An 18,579-nucleotide genomic window follows, 5' to 3' on the forward strand; every position below is an offset into this window, starting at 1 on the left:
TTGGCAATCAGCAAAGATTACTGGAATAGATGAAACCCCATGAGTGATACCAGATCTTCATTAAATTACCGCCAGGCCTCTTTTTACAAGAGCGCGGCCAGGCTGAGCCAGTGTCCGGAGAATGAAGGTCGTGAAGTGGCCTTTGCAGGTCGCTCTAATGCAGGAAAGTCCAGCGCCCTGAATGCGCTGACGGGTTCCAACAAACTGGCTCGTACCAGTAAGACGCCGGGAAGAACCCAGCTCATCAACTTCTTTGACGTGCAGGATGGTGTCTTTCTGGTGGATCTTCCGGGCTATGGTTATGCCAAAGTGCCTGAAGCCATGAAGCAGGAGTGGCAGCATCACATGACCGATTATCTGGAGCGTCGCGAGGCGCTGGTTGGCCTGGTGCTGTTGATGGATATTCGTCATCCGATGAAAGAGTTCGATCAGATGATGCTTAACTGGAGTGTAAGTGCAAACTTACCGCTGCACATACTGCTCACCAAGGCGGACAAACTGAAACAGGGGGCCGCCAAACAGGTTCTGAACAGCCTCAAAAAGGATCTGTCCCGATTCCCACAGGTGAGTGTTCAGTTATTCTCTTCCCTCAAGAAAACCGGTGTTGATCAGCTCTCTATGAAACTGGATGAGTGGTTTCTTGCACCTGAGCCCGATGACATTTATGACGGTGACGAGCACCTGGAGTCTGATGATTAGGTTTCACTGCTGAGCATGGAAAGCTAAACCAGCCCTCGTTCCGCCATGGATAGTATCTTTCCCTGTCCCACAATCATATGATCCAGCACCTGAATATCCACCAGTTGCAACGCCTCTTTCAACCGCTGGGTAATGCGAATGTCAGCCTGACTGGGCTCAGGATCGCCCGATGGGTGGTTGTGACAGAGAATCAGTGATGCCGCATTCAACGCCAGCGCCTGTTTCACCACCTCCCTGGGATGAACGGTGGCTGTGTTCAAGGTGCCCTGAAAGAGTGTTTCCAGCGTAATAACCCGGTGCCGGGTGTCCAGAAAAAGACAGGCAAACTGCTCTCGCTGAAGACCCTGGAAGTGCAGCTGCAGGTACTCCCGGGTTGACTCTGGGCTGGAGATAACATCGGAGTTGGCTACCTTTTCACGCAGTACCCTTCGGCAAAGCTCCAGGGTAGCGCTGAGCTGCGTAGCTTTGGCAGGCCCAAGGCCTTTAACGGACATAAGATGCTGATGGCGGGTGGTCAGCAGTTTTTCCAGGCCACCAAACTGTTCCAGCAGATGGCTGGCCAGTTCCATCACGTTCATACCCTGGCAACCCGTTCTTAACAGCAGTGCCAATAGCTCCGCTTCAGTGAGGGCTGAAGGGCCCATGGCCAGTATCTTTTCTCTTGGTAGCAAATGATGACTCCGGGCTTTTATGGTGGTTATACCGTCAGCTATTCACTGCTATGATGGAGCGGATTTATGGTGAGTAGCCCATGGCGTTCTGTGCGGTTCCTGACTACTCAGACAAAAAATTGCCGGTTTAATTCCCTGAGGAAATTTGCAAAAAATGCAACAGCTAAGTAACAAACGCATTGTTCTTGGTGTTACCGGTGGCATTGCTGCTTATAAGAGTGCAGAGCTGATTCGTCTGCTGACCAAACTGGGGGCTGATGTCCGTGTGGTCATGACCAGTGCCGCCTGTGAGTTTATTACCCCGTTAACCCTGCAGGCACTGTCTCACAACCCGGTGCATCTGGATCTGCTCGACACCGGGGCGGAAGCGGCCATGGGGCATATCGAACTGGCCCGCTGGGCGGATGTGGTTCTGATTGCCCCTGCCACGGCTGACTTTATTGCACGACTGGCCGGTGGCCATGCGGATGATCTGTTAACCACTTTGTGCCTGGCCACCAGTGCACCTATCTGCCTGGCACCGGCCATGAACCAGGGGATGTGGCGTGATAGTGTGACCCAGCGAAATTGCGAAGAGCTGCTGGAGCGGAATATCCATTTGTTTGGCCCGGGCGATGGCAGCCAGGCCTGTGGTGATATCGGCCCGGGCAGGATGCTAGACCCTGAGCTGATTGTGGAAAAAACATCGGGGCTGTTCAGCCATGATATTCTCACCGGGGTGAATATCATGATCACCGCTGGCGGCACCCGCGAAGATATTGATCCGGTTCGGTATATTTCCAACCACAGTTCCGGAAAAATGGGCTTTGCCATTGCCGAAGCGGCTGTTGCATCCGGGGCAACGGTTACCCTGATCAGTGGCCCGGTGAATCTGGACACACCGGATCGGGTCCGGCGGGTGGATGTGGTCAGTGCCAGGGATATGCATCAGGCGGTTCATGACCGGATAGCCGATGTGGATATCTTTATCGGTTGTGCTGCTGTCAGTGACTATCGCCCTGCCGAGGTTGCCCGGGAAAAGATCAAGAAAGACCCTGACAATGGCAGTGAAACCCTGGAGATTAAACTGGTACGGAACCCCGATATTATTGCTTCGGTCTCCGCTCTGGACACACCGCCCTTTGTGGTGGGTTTTGCCGCAGAGACGCACAATGTACTGGGCTACGCTGCGGATAAGCTGCGCCGCAAGAAGATGAATCTGGTGGTGGCCAATGATGTGGGTGACCGGGAGATTGGCTTCAGCAGCGACAGCAACGAAGTCACCGTCATTGGCGAAGCGCTGGAAGAGCCATTACCAAGAGCATCGAAAAAAGTGGTGTCCCGCAAGCTGCTGCAAATTGTTGCCCGCCGTTTCAGAAAGTGGAAAAGCCAACAGCCCAAAACTGAGACAGTTGAACAGCCTTGAAAGGCATTTCACGGTAAATACACAGGGAATTAAACGACATGAGAACACTGAAAACCCGTATTCTGGATCCACGGCTGGGCACAGAGTTTCCATTGCCGGAATATGCCACAGAAGGCTCAGCAGGTATTGATCTGCGAGCCTGTCTTGATCAACCTATGAGCCTGGAGCCGGGTCAAACCCAGTTGCTGCCTACCGGTATGGCCATCCACATTGAAGACCCGTCCCTGGCGGCGATGATCCTTCCCCGCTCCGGACTGGGTCATAAGCATGGCATCGTTCTGGGTAATCTTGTGGGACTGATTGACTCTGACTACCAGGGGCAGCTGATGGTCTCCTGCTGGAACCGGGGAAATACCACGTTCACGATTCAGCCGGGGGAGCGTATTGCCCAGTTAATACTGGTTCCCGTGGTTCAGGCCCGACTGGAGATTGTGGCAAGCTTTGATGAAAGTGACCGCGGTGCCGGAGGCTTTGGGCACTCCGGAACCCACTGATTACGGCTTTTTGTCACCAGGGCGTGGCTGATTGTGCCAGGCCGCCACCAATAAAAAATAACCAGGGCCTGTTGATGTTACGTTGCCAGTTCAAATTGAGCCTGCAGTCAACAGGCCCGGACACCATGCTCAATCAGTAAGAGCAACGCAGGAGGAGTCATGGATAAGCCTGCTTTATCCTCTCAGGAAATCGCCACGGTTCTGACCGAGGCACTGCCCTATTTGCAACGCTATGCCGGTAAGACTGTCGTCGTTAAATACGGTGGCAATGCCATGGAAAACGACGAACTGAAAAACAGCTTTGCCCAGGGCGTGGTCTTGCTGAAGGCGGTGGGTATTAATCCTGTGGTGGTTCACGGTGGCGGTCCACAGATAGGCGACATGCTGAAACGGCTGAACATCGAAAGCCGCTTTGTCCAGGGCATGCGAGTCACCGACTCCAATACCATGGATGTGGTACAGATGGTATTGGGCGGGCTGGTAAACAAGGAGATAGTGACACTTATCAACAACAATGGCGGGCGGGCTGTTGGTGTTACCGGCAAGGATGGTCGATTTATTCGTGCCAAACGGTTGCTGGTGACCGAGGTGACCCCGGAGATAACCGCACGGGAGATTATTGATATTGGTCAGGTGGGCGAAGTGGAATCCATCGACACCGATATCATCACCATGCTGCAAAACTCCGACTTTATTCCGGTGGTTGCGCCTATCGGGGTGGATGATGCCGGTGCCTCCTACAATATCAACGCCGACCTCGTTGCCGGACGCCTGGCCGAAGAGCTGGTGGCAGAAAAACTGTTGTTACTGACCAATACGGCAGGCCTGCTGGATAAGGATGACAACCTGCTGACCGGACTGAACTCAGAGCAGGTCGAAGCATTAATTGCTGACGGAACTATTTATGGCGGTATGCTTCCCAAGATACAATGCGCGCTTAATGCCGTGAAGTGCGGTGTAAAAACAGCGCACATCATTGACGGCCGGGTGCCACATGCCGTTCTGCTTGAACTGTTAACTGACCGGGGAGTGGGCACCCTGATAACCGGAGATAGTGTTTAGTACTCATAATGGATATGTCTCAGAAAATTTCTCGCAAGCAGCAGATTCTGGAAGCCCTGGCTCATATGCTGGAGACGGCTCCGGGTAACCGGATTACCACCTCGGCCCTGGCCAGAGCGGTGGGTGTTTCCGAAGCGGCCCTGTACCGTCACTTCCCGAGCAAGGCAAAAATGTTTGAAGGGCTGATCGAGTTTATTGAGGAGACGCTGTTTTCCCGAATCTCGCTGATTCTTTCTGAAGAGCCCCATGTGACTGCACGGTGTGAAAAGATCCTGCTGTTGCTGATTGGCTTCTGTGAGAAAAACCCCGGCTTGACCCGTATCCTGACCGGGGATGCATTGGCTGGTGAGACCGAGCGGTTGCGCCAGCGTGTGACTCAGCTGTTTGACCGTCTGGAGACACAACTCAAGCAGACGTTACGTGAAGCGGAAATCAAGGAAGGTGTGCGACCCCGCCTGACCGTCAGCGTAACTGCAAATCTGATGCTGGCTGCTGCCGAAGGCCGGATTGCCCAGTATGTTCGCAGTGAATTCAAGCGCAAGCCCACGGAAAACTGGGCGGATCAATGGCTAATTCTTTCTGCGGCGGCGTTCAGATAAGTTCTGGTTTTCCTGGTGTCTGGCCATGGTCAGGCACCGGATACCTGACCAACTATTTCGTTATGACCGGTATAGTAATCAATATCCTTGATCACGCCTTCGTCAGATGTTTCCAGCAAAATCGGCTGGTGGATCTTAAGAATAGATTTAGCACCTGCATCACCACTGAGTAACTTCAAATCTGCCTGAAGAGATGCGGGAAATAACACGGGGTGAGCCGGAATCGGATCTTCAGATTGATAGATCGGCCTGATGATTTTATTGAATTTATGTTTTCTAAAACCTGCAATAAGGCGCTGGTAAGTATCAGGTTCGATGTGGGGCATGTCTCCCAGGCAGAGAAGGATATGTTGATCGTCAGGAATATGGTCAATGGCTTGCACAATGGATGAACTCATACCTTGTTCAAAATCAGGGTTGTCCGTGTAGGCAAGCCGGTATTTATCCAGTGCACGTTTAAGGCGGTGATCCTGCGGTCTGACGATAACTAAAACGTGATGAACATGGTGCTGAGCATTCAATGCACTGCGGATGGCCATAGGGATGCCGTTAATATCATGCATCATTTTATGGCCGTTAAATCGCGTACCTTTACCGGCGGCTAAAATAACCGCCGTTATTTTCTCGCCAGGGTTCGATGCTGAAATGCTAACGGATGTCACAGGCGGCCGTCTGACTGATTTGATCTTCTTTCTTTTCCAATGCCTTACCGGGCTGTATGCCATTTTTAATGGCTGTGATTTCAGCAAGAATAGACAGCGCAATTTCAGCCGGGGATTTACTGCCGATATTTAATCCCACTGGGCCATGGAGTTGGTTAACTTCAGCTTCAGTGAAATCAAAGTGTTCCCTGAGGCGTGCGCGGCGTTCCTGGTTGTTGAGTTTCGAGCCAAGGGCACCAACATAGAAGGCATCGCTTTTTAAGGCGGTGAGTAACGCCATGTCGTCTACTTTCGGGTCATGGGCGACGGCGACAATGGCTGTACGAACATCCACGTTTAAATCCTGAATGATATCGTCAGGAAAACCTTGTAACAGCGGTAAGTCTTTTAAGGGCCAGTTGCTCCGATAATCAGGCCTGGGATCACTAACCAACACTTCAAACCCAAGGCCCTGGGCAAATTCGGCCAGATATCGGCCAGTTTCACCGGCACCAATCACCATTAATCGCCAGGTTGGGCCAAATACGTTTTGCCAGTGGGTTGGTGACAGCTCGGGTGCCTGTTGCTGCCAGGTAAGATAAGTCACCTGACCCGTTTCAAGGCTTACCTTTCTTAAGCAGGTTTTTCTGGCGGCAATATGATCAATCAGAAATTTAACATCTTTAATGTCATTGAGAGGTTCCGCTATCAATTCTAAAGCACCGCCGCAAGGTAATCCAAAACGGTGACGCTCTTCGGCCGTTTCTCCGTACATGATTTTTTGTACAAATCTGACTGGGTGTTGGGCTAGCTGTTCGATCAAATCTTCTTCAACACAACCGCCACTGACACTGCCAAAAAAACGACCAGAAGAACTTACTGCTAAAAGGGAACCTACCGGGCGGGGGGAAGTACCCCAGGTTTTAGCCACACTGACGAGGGTAATGTTCTCGCCTTGCTCAAGGCAGGATAAACAACCATTTAATACTTCTAATTGTGAACCTTGCATATTGTTTTAATTAAACCTTTGCACATAACGGGTCTTCGTCCCTCGGACAGCCTCCCAGGGACGAAGCACCACACTCAAATTAACTCAGTTTAAGAGGCAAGCTTCTTAAACGCTTACCCGTTGCGGCAAAGATGGCATTGCCCACGGCACCGGCAATGGGCGGTAAACCGGGTTCACCGACACCCGTTGGCGCTTCATCACTTTCTACAATGACTACCTCAATGTCTGGTGATTCATTCATTCGCAGTATCGGGTAATCATGGAAGTTACTTTGCACCACGGCACCGTCTTTAACGGTGATCTCACCGTAAAGGGCAGCGGTTAAACCAAACAGGATGCCACTTTCCATTTGCTGGATAACGATTTCAGGGTTAACCGCCAAGCCGCAATCCAGCACACAGGTCACTTTGTGAACTTTAATTTGACCGTTGTTCACCGACACCTCTGCGATTTGAGTCACATAAGACAGGAACGAAGCATGAACAGCTACGCCGTGATAGTGACCTTCAGGCAAGGGTTTTCCCCATCCCGCTTTTTCGGCTGCCAGCTTCAGCGTGTTCGCCAGTCGAGGATTACTTTGTAAGTGTTTCAGGCGATAGGCGACAGGGTCTTGTTGTTGCGAAATGGCCACTTCATCCATCATGCTTTCTTTAAAGAAGCCACTGAATGAGTGACCAACACTGCGCCAGAAACCTACCGGTAGCCCCGGATCAACCGTCACGTGGTCAACGGATTTATGGTTGGCATCATAATCTTCGAATAAACCTTCTACGGAAGTAGGATCGACCGTCCAGCCGTCAAACAGGCCGTAACCCGCTTTACTGATCCAATCAACCATGCCATCCGGCAGGAATCCCGGCATCATGGCATCGGTCACTTCGTCGATGGTATAGGGCAGGATGTTTGGACCGGAGCGCTTAACGTTCCAGCTGTCAATATTACCGTCTTTATCCAGGCCAACCTGAAATTCAGCCATGGATGCAGGACGATAATAATCGCGTTTTGTATCGTCTTCACGACTCCAGATCAGTTGCACCGGAAGACCCGATGCTTTGGCTATGGAAACGGCTTCCGCAACATAATCGCTTGAGATACGACGTCCGAAGCCTCCCCCCAGGAACGTACTGTGAACAGTCACATCGTCTTTTGCTACATCACCGTAAAAGGCGGCTAATTTGGCAGCAACACCCGGGTTTTGGCAGCCTGTCCAGATTTCTAATTTGTTACCGGTGAATTTCGCCGTGCAATTCATCGGCTCCATTGTGGCGTGGGCCAGGTAGGGGGCCCAATACTCTCCGGACACAACCGTATCAGAGGTTTTTAATGCCTCGCGACCGTTGCCTTCTTCGTGTGCATTATCGGATTCATCGCTATCCAATGCTGCTTTAAATAATTGTTTGCCGTTGCCTGCTTCAGTGGAGTCACTGGAAAAGTCAGACAGGGTCTCCGGTAATTCCCATTGTACGTCCAGCACAGGCAAGGCGGCTTTTGCCTGATAGTAATGATCCGCCACCACGGCCACACCGTTAAAGATGCTGACCACGGCTTTGACGCCGGGCAGGCTTTTCACTTTGCTATCATCAAAGCTTTTCACGGTGCCACCCAATACGGGGCAGCGTTTTAATGCCGCCCGGTGCAGGCCTGCAAACTCCACATCCAGGCCAAATTCCGCTGAGCCTGTGCTTTTCGCTACGGCGTCCAAACGTTTTGAGTGTTTACCAATGTATTTGAAGTCTGCTTTTTTCTTGAGCGGTGTCTCTTCAGGAAGACTCAAATGAGCAGCCACTTTGGTAAAGTCACCGTAAGGCAGCTTTTTACCATTGGCGACAATCATGCCGTTATCCGTTTGAATTTGATCCAGCGGCAGTTGAAGTACTTGTGCGGCCGCCTGTCGAATCACCATACGGACATTGGCCGCCATTTGCCGCAGCGGAATAAAATGCACACGAATGCTGTTGCTACCACCGGTCAGTTGCAGTCCATATTCCGGGTTTGCATATTCTGCATGAGCGCCAACGTTTTTAACCTGGATTTTACCCGGATGAACGTCGAGCTCTTCCGCCAGCATGGTGGTCAGGCCCGTGTACACGCCCTGACCCATTTCGGAACGGGGAAGATAAAAATAAATGTCATTATTGGCGGTAATTTGCAGCAATGCATTGGGTTGCAAATCACCGTCCATGGCATTGGGAAATTTGACACTGGCACAGCCCGTCAGTGGAATTCCCACCACTAAACCACCACCGAGAATGCCCATTTTTTTGAGAAAGCTACGGCGGGAGCTGTTGTCTAATGTCTGTTTGTTTTGCGTTAGTGGTTGTTCAGTGACACTCATGATGGCACCTCCTGTGTCTCCGGTGATGCAGTTGCCGCTGGATCAAATACCTGAACCGCTTGCAAACGGCCTTTGCCATTTCTTAAATCTGCCGCTGCATTTTTGATGGCTTTTTTTACATTGGGATAGGTGCCGCATCGGCAGATATTGCCGCTCATGGCGATGTCGATATCGCTGTCACTGGGGTCGTTGTTCTGGCTCAGCAATGCGGTAGCACTGATGATTTGCCCACTTTGGCAATAACCACACTGGGGAACGTCGGCTTCAACCCAGGCGTTCTGCAAAGTGGACATCATTTGTGGGTTACCAAGGCCTTCAATGGTGGTGATATGTCGATTGGCCACGGCTTGAACCGGCATGATGCAGGTTCGGGTACTCACACCATCGATTAGCATGCTACAGGCACCACATAAGCCCATACCGCAACCGAATTTTGTGCCTTTCATGGTCAAATGTTCACGAACCACCCAGAGCAACGGTGTATCTCCCGGTGCGTCGACATTTACCGTTTGTCCATTTAACTTAAAGCTAATCACGTGTGCCTCCCCCGGCCGTGTCAGTTTCTTATTAGCTAAAATACTTTTTTTATCAGCAGACGCTTGTCGTCAATATTTCTATATTTTTATAGATCCTGCGCCGCAGCCAGATTGGCTACGGTCGCACTTTAACAAACAGTATAATGACGACCTCATACTCCATAGGCATCTCTATAGGCTTTAATTTCCGGTGCGTATCGGCGGATCTCCGGATGATGTTCACTATACTCAAGCAAGTCAGACAGGGAAACAATACTCAACACCGGAATATTGAAATCACGCTCTACTTCCTGGATGGCAGAAAGCTCTTTTAGCGTTGCGGACTCTCCTGGCGTTGAAGACTCCCCTTGCCCTTTTTCCTGACGATCCATGGCGACCACAACGGCTGCGGGTGTCGCGTCTGTTTGCTCAATAATGGTTATCACTTCACGAATCGCTGTGCCTGCCGTGATAACATCATCAACAATCACGACTCGCCCTTCCAGGGGCGCACCGACAATATTCCCTCCTTCGCCGTGATCTTTGGCCTCCTTGCGATTGAAGCACCACGGCACATTCCGGTTATGCCTTTCGAACAATGCGACAGCGGTAGCTGTGGCCAGGGGGATACCTTTATAGGCGGGCCCAAACAGCAGGTCAAATTCAAGCCCGGCATTGACCATGGCTGAGGCATAAAACTGACCGAGTTTGCTGATGGCTTCACCGCTATGGAATAACCCGGCATTAAAGAAGTAGGGAGATTTTCTTCCGGACTTCAGGGTGAACTCTCCAAAACGGAGCACCTGCTGCTCAATGGCGAAATCCAGAAATTCTTTTTGGTACTGATGCATCGGGAGGGTCCTGTTCGCTATATGCCCGTAGTGCCGGACTCAAGGGCTGATCTTATACCAATATACAACCCTAAATCCCCTGTGTGGGGTGTTATTTCAGAGATATTGTGCAATTTATAATATTGGTTGCATCCCGGTCAGCAGGTGTGAAATTACGGAAACCGTCAGGTGTCACTTCGTCAGAACTGCAGGCTGCTGTAGAAGAGACCGGATTTATGCGGATAAACATACGGGAGGCGACCCGTTATCATTTGTCCGATATAATCCAGAAATTTCTGTGTTCAACCGTACCATAAGAATGTTAATCATGCCTTATAATAGGGGTGAGGGCTCTTACCAACTCTGTCGTACAGTTGATGCAGGGTTAATCCCGGTTGAGTAACTGTATCCTTGAAAAGCATAGACTTTAGTCGTCGTTCATCCTGATCAAAGCAACTGCTGCTCAGGCTGAGATTTGCTCAAATGGTTTTGCAGGTCTTCAGTTTCTGTTTTTCCGGTTACTGTCTTGCCGAGGTAACAAGCTTAATGCCAGAGCGTGTAAACGGCCTGGTAAGGTGTATTCGATGAGAGTTATCAGTTTAAATTGCGAAGGCATTAAAAGCGCACGGGAAAAAGGCCTGTTTGACTGGCTCCTGGAGCAGGATGCTGACCTTATCTGTCTGCAGGATACTCGTGAAGACGAGCAGGTGATTGAGGATCAGTATTTTCTTGATGGCTACTTTGGTTATGCTTTCAGTGGTTACAACAGGGCTGAGCGAGGCGGTGTAGCCATCTATACCCGTCATGCTCCCAAGGCTATTATCAGCGGCCTTGGTATTCCTGAGGTTGATGAAACCGGCCGTTACCTTCAGGCAGACTTTGACAAGATCAGTCTTGTCAGCCTGTACGTACCGGAAGGTGACACTGAAGAAAACCTGAATTTCAAGTACCGTTTCCTGGACGGCTATTCCCACCACTTAAGCAAACAACGTCGTAAGCGTCGTGAGTTCCTTATGTGTGGCACCTGGAACATTGCACACCGCAAGATTGATGTGGCCAACTGGCGTGATGCCCAGGAGGTCTCAGGTTTCAATCAGGCGGAGCGTGGCTGGATGGAAGGTTTGCTGGGTGATATGGGCTTCTTTGATGCTTACCGTGAGGTTGACCGGGAGGCGGGCAAGTACAGCTGGTGGCAAGATGAGTATCTGCGCCATGACAATGTTGGCATGCGCATTGATTACCAGATTATCACTCCGGGTATGCGTCACCGCGTGCTGAATGGCGGTATCTACAAGGGTCAGGCCTTCTCATCCCATGCACCGGTCATCATTGATTATGACTGGGAGCTGGGGTTCTGACTATTTTCTGAACCTGATTCATCATTTTGTTTCCGGGTAGATGGGAACATTGCTGAAAAAGGAGAGAGTCAACGACGTTGGCAATCTCCTTTTTTCATTTTTAGTGAATAAAAAAGAATAAAGTATCTGGTTTGACCAATCACTCTGTAATATGTCGATTTGCAGCCCGTTGTGTATGGAACTTTTTAAATAGACACACAGTCAATGGCACAGTTAAAAACTGCTGGCAGGTTAATTCAGGAGTGCTGGTTGCCATGAATATTTACCCCAAACCCGCTCAGTCATTCTGTCCTGTCGTCCAGACTCGGGATGTAGCCACGCAAACAGAAACAAGTGCTATCAATCACCTTGGAAAGGAGGTGAAACTTATTGCTCCCCGTTATTTATATAACACCTGTTTTCCTTACCAAAGAACGAAAGTATGCCAGGAGGAGCTGTCCCGAAAAATCAAAATTATCAGAACAAATGCGTCATTGATTAATTTTCCATTGATTGAGACTACCTTACTGGCTAAATATGGCTTGTCCAAATGCATTGCCAAAGAGCAGGGCAAAAGATTTATTGCCGAATGTGCCATCGCCACTGCCATTAATGTGCAAATGCCTATCGGTAAAACGGAGGGCAGGCTGGAAGGAGGAGGCCTTCAATATCTGGGTGAGTGCATTAACAGCCTGGAAACTCTGATGGTAGAGGGGTGGAATATTGAAGCATCGAAACGCCTGAAGAAAAACCTGGTTTATGAAACAACGCGAATCACCATCCCGTACGAAAACCTGAACAGTGACCGGAAAGCTGCGGTCAAGAACTATGTTCTGAAAAACCAGACACTCTTTGTTAACGATGCAGCCACGGAAAAAACAACTCAAGCCCTCAACCTGTTCAGACATCAGTTAGCCTATCAGAATGCTCTGGGTCTATACCCCCCGGCACCCCAACTATTCGACCTGAGTTCCCCACAAACAATCATCGATATTGAGGCTAACAGAGTGTTTCCGGGGGATGAATCCGGCGTACAGGAAATCCGTGGTGTCCTGCAGGCAAAAATGACCCGGGTACTGGCACAAATGACCGACCCTGACTCAGAGCTGGTCAGTATGATGCTGGACGATAAACGCGCTGCTGGCATGCTGGCCGCTGGTGACAAACAAACCCTCAGAACAGCATTGACCCATCGCCACGCCCAAATGCCCATACCTGGCCCTGAGGCATGTCTGTTTTATTTGCAGTTCGCATTTGAATTCAGGGCGAGCCTGATGTCTTCAGGCCTGGATCCAGAAGCGCTGTCTTCTGTAATTGTTGGCTGCCTGAATATGCATCAACTTGCAAAACGGGATCAGAAAATCCACCAGGTGGAGATCTCTTCGGAAAGTTTATTGCGTGCCTGGTCGCAAAGCAGCAGGATCTTATCGGTTTTATCGTACATAAAAACATCAAACAACATGGAAGCATTGGTCAAAGAGTGCGGTAAACAACTGACGTATGTACCGGATACCAACTTTTTCAGGATGATTAATAACCCATGGGTTTGTGAGAAATTCAAGCTTACCCCTCAATACTCCCCGGAGTATCACCAGAATAACCAAGCTGGCAGCAGTTCAGGCCCGGGCTTTATAGCTAACTCAGGCAACGATACTCGAAAACGACCAGCAAATAGCGATGATACTCTTCCGCACGCCAGTAAAATGGCCCGCCCGACAGAGTAAACAGGACATTGGGTACTTTGTCGTAAAATGAGTGTTCGTGAAGTTGATACGGGCGTTAGTACATGGTTTCAATGGGTTTGAAGTGTACAATCTCCGTTCACCCTGAGCGGAGTCGAAGGGGGCTTGGTACGATCTATCAGAGTCCGGAGGCACGACAACCCGTCAAACTCATTGAAACCAAGCACTAGTCGGGATATTTCATCAATTAATTAATTAAGAAAAGATTAATGTACTGTTATTTTCTGATGAAGCTTTGGATCATCTGGATACATTCATCGGTTCTTTCTTCAATATCAGTACTTTCTATCATCAGGATCTTTTTTTCAGATATTCCGGGATCGACGGTGTTGCACAGTACCCACTGATCAATATCTTTCTGGAAGATGATATCGTCACTGCGAATGCCGTCACTCTCCAGTGCAAATTTTCCTGTTGGCAGATAGCAGTAAGCATCAATTTTCTGGCTAATGGCGTTGGCCAGCTTGAGCATATAAGGGCTGATAGGAGTCTCGCATATTTTCAGCCAATATCGATGGTAGGCAAGTAATGACGGAGGGCCTGTATCGATAATGCCATGACCTTGCAGATTGTCTGTCCACTCAAGCATGGCACCCAGTGCCGATCCCGCCATGGCCGTGGAAGTCACCTGACGGATTGCCTGATCTTCAACTATTGCATCGCGGGGCGTCTTATACTTCAGATGTTTTGCGATTTTCCGGTAATAGTCGCTGAACAGCGACCATTCACTCCCAAGCTCTTTCACCAGAGCGTTGCAGAGCGTTGTTTTACCCGTTCCATGGGAACCAATGAGTGCAATAATCATACTGCTGACCTGTTACAGAGTAAGAACCCGGCATATAGCCGGGTTCTATTAAAAATAGCTCAAGCAAAAGGGCAGGCAGTAAAGTGTCATTCTGCTAACGCTTTTTTCTGTAACTCGATAATTTCCTCAATACCGGATCGTGCCAAGGCCATCATCGCCAGCATTTCATTCTGGCTGAAAGGGGCTGCTTCTGCCGTTCCCTGGACCTCGATAAAGCCGCCAGCATCGGTCATCACAACGTTCATGTCCGTTTCGGCACTGGAGTCCTCAGGATAATCAAGGTCAAGAACCGGGCTGCCTTTGTAGATTCCCACGGAAACGGCGGCAATCATGTGCAGGAAAGGATCACTTTTGACCATCTTCTTCTCCTGCATATAGCGCAGTGCATCCACTAGTGCCACACAGGATCCGGTAATTGAGGCTGTGCGTGTGCCACCGTCGGCCTGAATCACATCACAGTCAATATTAATGGTGTTTTCACCGAGCTTTTTCATGTCTACCGCCGCACGCAAGGCACGGCCGATCAGGCGTTGAATCTCCAGCGTCCTGCCACCCTGCTTGCCTCTGGAGGCTTCCCTCCCCATCCGTTCCGTGGTGGACCGAGGTAGCATGCCGTACTCGGCGGTGATCCAGCCCTGGCCGGTTCCTTTGAGAAACCGGGGTACACCGCGTTCGACCGACGCGGTACAGATGACTTTGGTATCGCCAAACTCAACGAGCACAGATCCTTCTGCGTGTTTGGTATAGTTGCGGGTGATGTTTACATCACGTAATTGGTCTGCCGTTCTTCCGCTAGGGCGCATTTGGGTTACCTTGGTATGTCTGAAAAAACGTGAGCACTGCAAAATTTGCGGAATTATAACTGTTCAGTGGGTTTTCGGGAAAATAGAGTTTGAATAATCAGCTCTCTTTGTTGATGCTGCGTTATTAAATCAATGACATACGCCCAAGTGGTCAGTATTTTTAGAACTATAGTTTTTCCAAAATCTTATCTCATCGGTTTATTTTGTGGATAAACTTCTGAAATAATGAGTGTTTATTAGCCCACCGATTAAAGAGTATTTCATGACTTCCAGCATGACTGCATTCGCCCGTGTCCAGATACAGGAGGATTGGGGAAGCCTGGTATGGGAGATTCGATCCGTTAATCACCGTTACCTTGAACCCCACTTCCGTCTCATGGAACAGGCACGGGAGATCGAGCCTGCGTTGAGAGAACTGATTCGCAAGCAGCTGAAACGAGGCAAGGTTGAATGCAGCCTGAAATTTCAGCTGGTTGAGAAAGAACAGGTGCTTGACCTGAATCGTGTCCTGCTGGAAAAGCTGCAACTGGCAGTGCGTGAGGTTGAGGCCCATTTTTCCCGGGTTGCACCGGTCAATCCTCTTGAGGTTCTGCAGTGGCCCGGCGTGCAGAGCAATGAAGAGACGGAAATGGCCGTTGTTCATCGGGCTGCCATAAAAGGGTTCAACACAGCGCTTATTCAACTGAATGAGATGAGACAGCGGGAAGGACAGGAACTGCAGTCTTTCATTGAGGCCCGTTTGGATAAAATGGGGGATGAGGTGCAGCGGCTTCGTGGGTTGCTGCCGGACATTCTGCAAAGCCAGCGTGAGAAAATCCTTGATCGACTGGCTGAAGCCAGACAGGAGTTAAATCCGGAGAGGCTGGAGCAGGAAATGGTGATGCTGGCTCAGAAGATGGATGTCGATGAAGAGCTGGATCGTCTGGAAACGCATATAGCGGAAGTGCGCCGAACACTGAAAAGCCCCGGGCAGGGAGCGGTTGGACGGCGATTGGATTTTCTGATGCAGGAACTCAACCGGGAGGCAAATACCCTGTCGTCCAAGTCCATTCATGCTGGACTTACCCAGACCGCTGTTAATCTTAAGGTCCTGATCGAGCAAATGCGTGAGCAGGTTCAGAATATTGAATAGGAAACCTTATATAATCAACAAGTTATTTTTGTCTTGTGGTAAATAACAGGGCTTATTTCTTAGTCTGACTTATCCTGAAGTACATAGGTTTAAAACAGGGAGGCTTCCCTGGAGTGTTCATGAATATTGGCAAACTTTATATAATCGCTGCCCCTTCCGGCGCTGGCAAGACAAGCCTGGTAAAGGCCATGGTGGAATCTACGCCCCATGTGCGCGTGTCGGTCTCTCATACTACCCGGGGTATCCGGCCTGGTGAGCAGGATGGCGTAAACTATCACTTTACCTCTGTCGAAGGCTTCCGGGACATGTTGAGCAAAGGTATGTTTCTTGAGCATGCTGAAGTCTTTGGTAATTATTATGGAACCTCGGCACACTGGGTTCGTGAACAGCTGAACAAAGGTGAAGATGTTATTCTGGAGATTGACTGGCAGGGGGCGCAGCAGGTTCGCCGTTTGTTGCCTGATGCCGTATCAATCTTTATCCTGCCGCCTTCTCTTGAGGCCCTGAGGGAACGGTTGATCGGGCGGGCTACCGATGACCTTTCGATCATTGAAAGACGTATGTCTCAGGCGGTCAGTGAAATGTCCCATTATGGTGAGTTTGACTACCTGGTAATCAATGATGAGTTTGATCTTGCCTTGCGGGATCTGCAAACCATTATTCGCAGCCAGCGCCTGTCAATTAATTGGATGCAGCACTATAAAGAAGATCTGATTAAAGGTCTCATAAACTGAGTGATTAAGGGTAAGTAGTTGATCAAAAAAGGTCATATTTTCTGATCAGGTGTATGTCACTCCGTGGCGTTACAACTTGGGTCATGTAACGGCTATGCTCCCTGTGTTGTCCTTGCATAGTGACTGTTCATTCAGGTAGAAATATATGATCCCATTTGGCCAGCTACTTATCAGCTTTAAGCAACAAGCTATATTTAAATCCATAGAATTAAAAGGAAGTAATGCTATGGGTGTGAACAGAGTACCTGGTGGAAACGTTCCAAGGTATGATCAGAAACATCAGAAGTCTGACAAAGGTCAGAATTCCGCACAGGATAATCATCATAAAGTTGGTAGTGTCTCCTGTGACAGTCAAATTAGAAAAACGAATACTGAACATTACCAGGTTGATCATGCAGCAATAAAGCCAAAACAGGTCGATGCTCTGGATCATCTTTCTGACACTTTTATGAAGCGTAATGGTGAGAAAAGTCATCAGTCTGATCGAGATAAACCACCAAAATTCCTTTCCAAAGTGGCTAACAAAGGGATCAAGGCTAAATCAGCAGAAGAGGCAAGAGGTGCAATCCAAAAGTATTTCCAGCTGCTGAGGAGATCTTACTCCAGAGAGGCTCCTCCTTCACCAGAAATAAGAGAGCAGTTATATAACGACGTTGTAAAACTGTCTGCCAAGGTAATGAGCTTTGAATTTACCGCTGGTCGGGATAAGGATAAGGAAAAAACGCTTGGTTTAACAGCAGAGCTTCTTCAACAAATGCTGAGTGGCCTGAAAACCTCTTCTGCTGAGTTTGTAAACAGCCAGGTGACAGCCGTTCTTTCCCTTGGAATGATGACCCCAGAGGATAAAGCGTTTCTTTTTGGCTCCTGCCTGAATACTCAAATTATTTCTGTGGATAAATACACTGCTGACATAAGAAATTTAGACAATAAAATTTCTAGTCTGAAGACGAAGTTAGCTGGTTCAAAAAAAGGTGAGGCGGAAGGCCTGAAACACAGAATCAAATCTGCGGGTATTGAACGGGCTGATTTAGAGAGAAAGCATCAACTGCTGGTGTCTAAAGAAGTAGGGGGGATGCATGGCCAAAAAGAGTTTTTCCAAAGCTGCTATGAAATTATGATGAAGCAAGTCAGGTCTGAAATCAGGGTTGGCTTAAAGAAACAATTAAAGCAAAAAAATAAAGTAAATTTTGATGAAGGAGAGAAGTTGGTTAACCAAATAATGGGGAAGATGGATTCAACCCTTCGTAGTAAAGCTGAGTCTATAGCTAAAAATGCAGCCAACCAGAAAAAGGGTATTCAAGCGGAAGATGTTTATCTGAAAAAAAGAACCGACCTTTTTTTACTTCTGAATGAAGAGGTTTCAGGGCTTCTTGGGGGTATAAAAGAATCTTCTGACTTAAAACCTTTACCTGTGCATAAAAATGATGCAGTGCCAACTCATAAAGTTGATGATAAAACAAGTTTTGATAGAAACAGTGGGTCACGTAAGCCTGTGCACAGGAAAAAGAGCCCTGAAGCTAATAAACGGTCGACCTCAGTCACGGAAGTATTAAAAGAAGCTATTGATAAGGAGGATCACAATCCAGAAGCTCCTGCAGCTATTCAGCACAAGCCTTCTGATGTTAAGAACCAGGCCGCTGTTAAGGATCTGATCAAGTTCTTTGAAGACGTTGCTGAGAAGCACAGAATTGAGGATAAGTAGTAAACCCAATGAAATAATATTGGGTTCCATTTGCCCAGCTACAGAATATGGGAGTCTCCGGGCT

General features: G+C 49.1%; 18 protein-coding genes. 10 read left to right on the plus strand and 8 right to left on the minus strand.

Annotated features, from left to right (window positions below; translation table 11 throughout):
- Positions 1-39: 39 nt before the first annotated feature.
- Positions 40-699, plus strand: coding sequence for a ribosome biogenesis GTP-binding protein YihA/YsxC (yihA, locus tag ACO6V1_RS09655; protein WP_422444272.1), 660 nt, complete (start codon positions 40-42; stop codon positions 697-699).
- 23 nt (positions 700-722) lie between these two features.
- Here yihA and radC read toward each other — a convergent pair whose 3' ends face one another.
- Complete coding sequence (radC, locus tag ACO6V1_RS09660; RefSeq protein WP_276508144.1) at positions 723-1,370, minus strand: RadC family protein; 648 nt, start codon at positions 1,368-1,370, stop codon at positions 723-725.
- A 154-nt stretch (positions 1,371-1,524) separates the two neighbouring features.
- Here radC and coaBC point away from each other — a divergent pair, with 154 nt between their 5' ends.
- The 4 genes from coaBC to slmA all read left to right on the plus strand — a co-directional run bounded on the left by coaBC (position 1,525) and on the right by slmA (position 4,930).
- On the plus strand, positions 1,525-2,775 hold the full coding sequence (coaBC, locus tag ACO6V1_RS09665) for a bifunctional phosphopantothenoylcysteine decarboxylase/phosphopantothenate--cysteine ligase CoaBC (protein WP_422444269.1): 1,251 nt from the start codon (positions 1,525-1,527) through the stop codon (positions 2,773-2,775).
- 38 nt (positions 2,776-2,813) lie between these two features.
- Positions 2,814-3,269 carry a dUTP diphosphatase gene (dut, locus tag ACO6V1_RS09670; protein WP_422444267.1) on the plus strand — a complete coding sequence of 152 codons (456 nt, stop codon included), beginning with the start codon at positions 2,814-2,816 and terminating at the stop codon, positions 3,267-3,269.
- A gap of 159 nt (positions 3,270-3,428) precedes the next feature.
- Entirely contained in the window at positions 3,429-4,331 is a 903-nt protein-coding gene (gene argB, locus ACO6V1_RS09675) for an acetylglutamate kinase (RefSeq protein WP_422461648.1), read from the plus strand.
- Between the two features lie 8 nt (positions 4,332-4,339).
- A complete protein-coding gene (slmA, locus tag ACO6V1_RS09680; RefSeq protein WP_422444263.1) occupies positions 4,340-4,930 on the plus strand; it encodes a nucleoid occlusion factor SlmA in 591 nt (196 codons plus the stop codon).
- Positions 4,931-4,959: 29 nt separating this feature from the next.
- Here slmA and ACO6V1_RS09685 read toward each other — a convergent pair whose 3' ends face one another.
- The 5 genes from ACO6V1_RS09685 to pyrE form a co-directional block, all read right to left on the minus strand.
- Positions 4,960-5,592: a nucleotidyltransferase family protein gene (locus tag ACO6V1_RS09685; protein ID WP_422444261.1), complete on the minus strand. Its 633-nt coding sequence runs from the start codon at positions 5,590-5,592 to the stop codon at positions 4,960-4,962.
- The gene (locus tag ACO6V1_RS09690; RefSeq protein WP_422466675.1) at positions 5,579-6,580 is read right to left on the minus strand and encodes an XdhC family protein; all 1,002 of its coding nucleotides are present in this window, start codon (positions 6,578-6,580) and stop codon (positions 5,579-5,581) included. Before ACO6V1_RS09690 ends, ACO6V1_RS09685 begins: the two co-directional genes overlap by 14 nt.
- A 79-nt stretch (positions 6,581-6,659) precedes the next feature.
- A complete protein-coding gene (locus ACO6V1_RS09695) occupies positions 6,660-8,915 on the minus strand; it encodes a molybdopterin cofactor-binding domain-containing protein (protein WP_422466677.1) in 2,256 nt (751 codons plus the stop codon).
- Positions 8,912-9,451 carry a (2Fe-2S)-binding protein gene (locus ACO6V1_RS09700; RefSeq protein WP_422466679.1) on the minus strand — a complete coding sequence of 180 codons (540 nt, stop codon included), beginning with the start codon at positions 9,449-9,451 and terminating at the stop codon, positions 8,912-8,914. The genes ACO6V1_RS09695 and ACO6V1_RS09700 overlap by 4 nt, the downstream gene beginning before the upstream one ends.
- 152 nt (positions 9,452-9,603) lie before the next feature.
- The gene (gene pyrE, locus ACO6V1_RS09705; protein WP_422466681.1) at positions 9,604-10,281 is read right to left on the minus strand and encodes an orotate phosphoribosyltransferase; all 678 of its coding nucleotides are present in this window, start codon (positions 10,279-10,281) and stop codon (positions 9,604-9,606) included.
- Positions 10,282-10,844: 563 nt separating this feature from the next.
- Here pyrE and ACO6V1_RS09710 point away from each other — a divergent pair.
- Entirely contained in the window at positions 10,845-11,618 is a 774-nt protein-coding gene (locus ACO6V1_RS09710; RefSeq protein WP_422466683.1) for an exodeoxyribonuclease III, read from the plus strand.
- A gap of 254 nt (positions 11,619-11,872) precedes the next feature.
- Positions 11,873-13,321, plus strand: a complete 1,449-nt coding sequence (locus ACO6V1_RS09715) for a hypothetical protein (protein ID WP_422466685.1) — start codon at positions 11,873-11,875, stop codon at positions 13,319-13,321.
- 235 nt (positions 13,322-13,556) lie between these two features.
- Here the strand turns inward: ACO6V1_RS09715 and ACO6V1_RS09720 are convergent, their stop codons facing one another.
- Together ACO6V1_RS09720 and rph are read right to left on the minus strand one after the other, a co-directional pair.
- Positions 13,557-14,144, minus strand: coding sequence for an AAA family ATPase (locus ACO6V1_RS09720; protein ID WP_422444249.1), 588 nt, complete (start codon positions 14,142-14,144; stop codon positions 13,557-13,559).
- Positions 14,145-14,230: 86 nt separating this feature from the next.
- Complete coding sequence (gene rph / locus ACO6V1_RS09725) at positions 14,231-14,947, minus strand: ribonuclease PH (protein WP_422466687.1); 717 nt, start codon at positions 14,945-14,947, stop codon at positions 14,231-14,233.
- Positions 14,948-15,221: 274 nt separating this feature from the next.
- On the opposite strand from rph, the gene ACO6V1_RS09730 reads away from it, so the two are divergent.
- The 3 genes from ACO6V1_RS09730 to ACO6V1_RS09740 all read left to right on the plus strand — a co-directional run bounded on the left by ACO6V1_RS09730 (position 15,222) and on the right by ACO6V1_RS09740 (position 18,515).
- Positions 15,222-16,079: a YicC/YloC family endoribonuclease gene (locus ACO6V1_RS09730; protein ID WP_422444246.1), complete on the plus strand. Its 858-nt coding sequence runs from the start codon at positions 15,222-15,224 to the stop codon at positions 16,077-16,079.
- A gap of 119 nt (positions 16,080-16,198) precedes the next feature.
- Positions 16,199-16,813 carry a guanylate kinase gene (gene gmk / locus ACO6V1_RS09735; RefSeq protein ID WP_101748579.1) on the plus strand — a complete coding sequence of 205 codons (615 nt, stop codon included), beginning with the start codon at positions 16,199-16,201 and terminating at the stop codon, positions 16,811-16,813.
- A 145-nt stretch (positions 16,814-16,958) separates the two neighbouring features.
- Entirely contained in the window at positions 16,959-18,515 is a 1,557-nt protein-coding gene (locus ACO6V1_RS09740; RefSeq protein ID WP_422466689.1) for a hypothetical protein, read from the plus strand.
- Positions 18,516-18,579 lie beyond the last annotated feature (64 nt).

It is taken from the genome of Endozoicomonas sp. ALC013 (genome assembly GCF_049310205.1).
In the GTDB taxonomy this organism is placed as follows: domain Bacteria; phylum Pseudomonadota; class Gammaproteobacteria; order Pseudomonadales; family Endozoicomonadaceae; genus Endozoicomonas.